General features: G+C 72.5%; 1 protein-coding gene and 1 pseudogene. Both read right to left on the reverse strand.

Features of this window, described 5'->3' with window-relative positions; all coding sequences use genetic code 11:
- Positions 1 to 126 (reverse strand): annotated as a pseudogene (locus F3J18_RS38440) (fumarylacetoacetate hydrolase); the annotation flags it as partial.
- 93 nt (positions 127 to 219) lie between these two features.
- The coding region (bcsB, locus tag F3J18_RS36625) for a cellulose biosynthesis cyclic di-GMP-binding regulatory protein BcsB (protein WP_166917022.1) at positions 220 to 2,530 on the reverse strand (2,311 nt) is incomplete at its 5' end.

Genomic DNA, 2,530 nt, shown 5'->3' on the forward strand with positions numbered 1-2,530 from the left:
CACCGTGTCGATCGTGAAGCGCGTGTCGAACAGGCGCACGAAGGGGCCGATCGCGCAGGAGGCGTTGTTGTCCTTGCACTTGCCCAGCAGCAGCGCCGAGCGGCCCTCGATATCGCGCAGGTTGACGAGGCCGACAGCGCAGCCGACAGCGAGGCCGACAGCGCGGCCTTGGCGGCGAGGGCGCGCAGGCCCTCGCGGGGAACGGAGCGGGTCATCGCGTCAGTCCTGCAGGCGGCGCGCCGCGACGCGACGCAGCGCGCGGTACAGCAGGGCGGCCATCGCGATCGCCGCGAGCACGCCGCCCAGCACCAGCAGCAGCGGATGCGAGGACAGCGCCCAGCGCAGGTACTCGAAGGGCGGCAGCTTGCCGAGGTAGTAGCTGTCGCCGTTGGTGGTGACCGTCACCGAGCGGCCGTGCACCACGTCCATCGCGCCCTGCACCTGGGGCAGCACGTCGGCGTCGAGCAGGGCCGAGGTGATCTCGGCTTCCGATTCGCCCGGCGAGCTGATCAGCGCGACCACGCTGCGGCCGGCGCGCAGCGGCGACTCGAAGCCGGTGATCAGCGCGCTGTCGCCGTTGCTGACCAGGGAGAGATCGGCGCGCGCCGGGGTGCGCTCGATGCCGTGCGGGCCGTGCCACCAGTTGGCGATGCGCGGGCCGAGGTCGGACAGCGTGAAGCTGCTGGTCTCGCCGTCGCTGGAGAAGGGCATCGACTTGGCCCAGCGCTGCAGCAGCGGCTGGCGCCCCGGGCCGCCGATCATCAGCAGGTCCTTGTCGGCGAGGCTGTCGACCTGGCCGGGGCCGGCCACCGTCACGCCGGTCACAGGGTAGCCGGTCGATTCGCCCATCCGGCCCATCGCCAGCAGGAACAGGCTGTAGTCGCCCGGAGTGGCTTCGTCGGGCAGGATCGCGGCGGTCTGCGAGAGATCGGCCAGGCGCGTGAACGGGAAGCCGCTGTTGGCGAACGCGGCCAGGTCGGGCAGCGCCATGTAGTGCGGGAACGGCGAGAGGTCCAGGGTCGAGTCGGGATCGATCGTGCCTTCCACGTTCGGCAGCAGCGCGCCGGCGCAGTCGCCGGTGTTCGGGATGTCGTAGTAGTACTGCAGGTTCAGCTGCGAGTGCGGGGTCAGCAGCAGCGGCGGCACCTGCACGATGTGGCGCGCGCTGCCGGTATCGCCCGACTCGGCGCCCAGGCGTCCCAGGAAGCGCGCGATGCTGAAGCGCGAGGGGTCGACCGCCGGGATCTGCAGCGAGCGCACGAAGCGGTTGTTGACGCTGATGTTCAGCGAGGAGCGATCCGGGCGCGGGCGCACCGAATAGCGGTAGCGCAGGTCGAGCGAGGCGCCGTTGGTGTTCCACATGAACAGGTCGGGCGGCACGCGCATGGTCAGCGAGATCGCGCCGGCGTCGTAGCCCTTCACCGACAGCGCGCGCGAGTCGGCCAGCTCGCCGAGCCGCACCGGGCGCGCGGTCGGCAGCCAGTTCGGCGCGTCGTAGGGCTGGCGCGGCTTGAGCGTGACCAGCTGGGTGATGGTGGTGCTGGTGCCCGACAGCGCGTTCTGGCCCAGCGCCAGCGCCGCGGCGGCGGTCTTCAGCTCGTCGCCGTTGCGGCCCAGCACCAGCAGCAGCGAGCCGCGCGCGTTGTCGTCGCGCGCCATCACGGCGATGGTCGGGCCGCTGATGGCGGGCAGCGCGAGGCCGGCCGGATGCGAATCGGCCAGCGCGAACAGCACCGCGTTGCCGGCCAGCGGCAGGCTGCCGACCTGGGCCGGGAACAGCGCGCCGCGATAGCCCGCCAGCGAGCCGAACCACGAGGCCAGCGTGCCGGCCGCCTCCAGCGTGGCCGGGTCGGGCTTGTCGGCGAACACGAAGGGCAGCTCGAGGCGGCGCACGTCGCGGCGGTCGAAGAAGGGCGCGGGCAGCGCGCCCAGCTCCGGCTTGACCGGCAGCGAGGCGTAGCTGAGGTCCAGCGAGCTGGCGTTGCTGACGGTGGCCCACAGCGTGGAGTTGGCCGGATCCTCGCAGCGCCGCGTGTAGTGGCCCACCAGCTGGACGTTGAGGTGGTTGAACTCGGTGATGAAGCGCGGATCGAGCGGCACGTCGCGCGCCACCGTGGTGCCGGCCTGCGCCTGCGGCACCGGCAGGGTGGCGGCCACCTCGCCGTTGATCAGCACCTTGAGCTGCGACATGTCGGGCAGCAGGGCCGGCGAGTAGCTGTAGATCAGGTGCAGGGTGGCGGCGGTCACCACCTCGTCGTTGCGTACCGAGAAGGGCACGCCGTTCTGGCCGTCGGTGCCGCGCAACTGCAGCGGGTCGAGCGCGCCGAGATCGGCGAAGCTGAGCGTCTGGCGGCGCCCGCCCGGCACCAGGGTGCCGGGGTTGGCGGTGGTCGGCGGGCGCATGCCGAGCAGCTTCTGCTGCTCCGGCGGCAACGGCGGCGCGACCAGCGCGAAGGCCGGCTGGCTGCCGGCGCGCGGATCGAACTGGCGTGCCGCGCTCGGCGCGCCGACCGAGCCGGCCGAGAGCGCG

The organism is Burkholderia sp. Ax-1720 (assembly GCF_011753035.1).
In the GTDB taxonomy this organism is placed as follows: Bacteria; Pseudomonadota; Gammaproteobacteria; order Burkholderiales; family Burkholderiaceae; genus Burkholderia; species Burkholderia gladioli.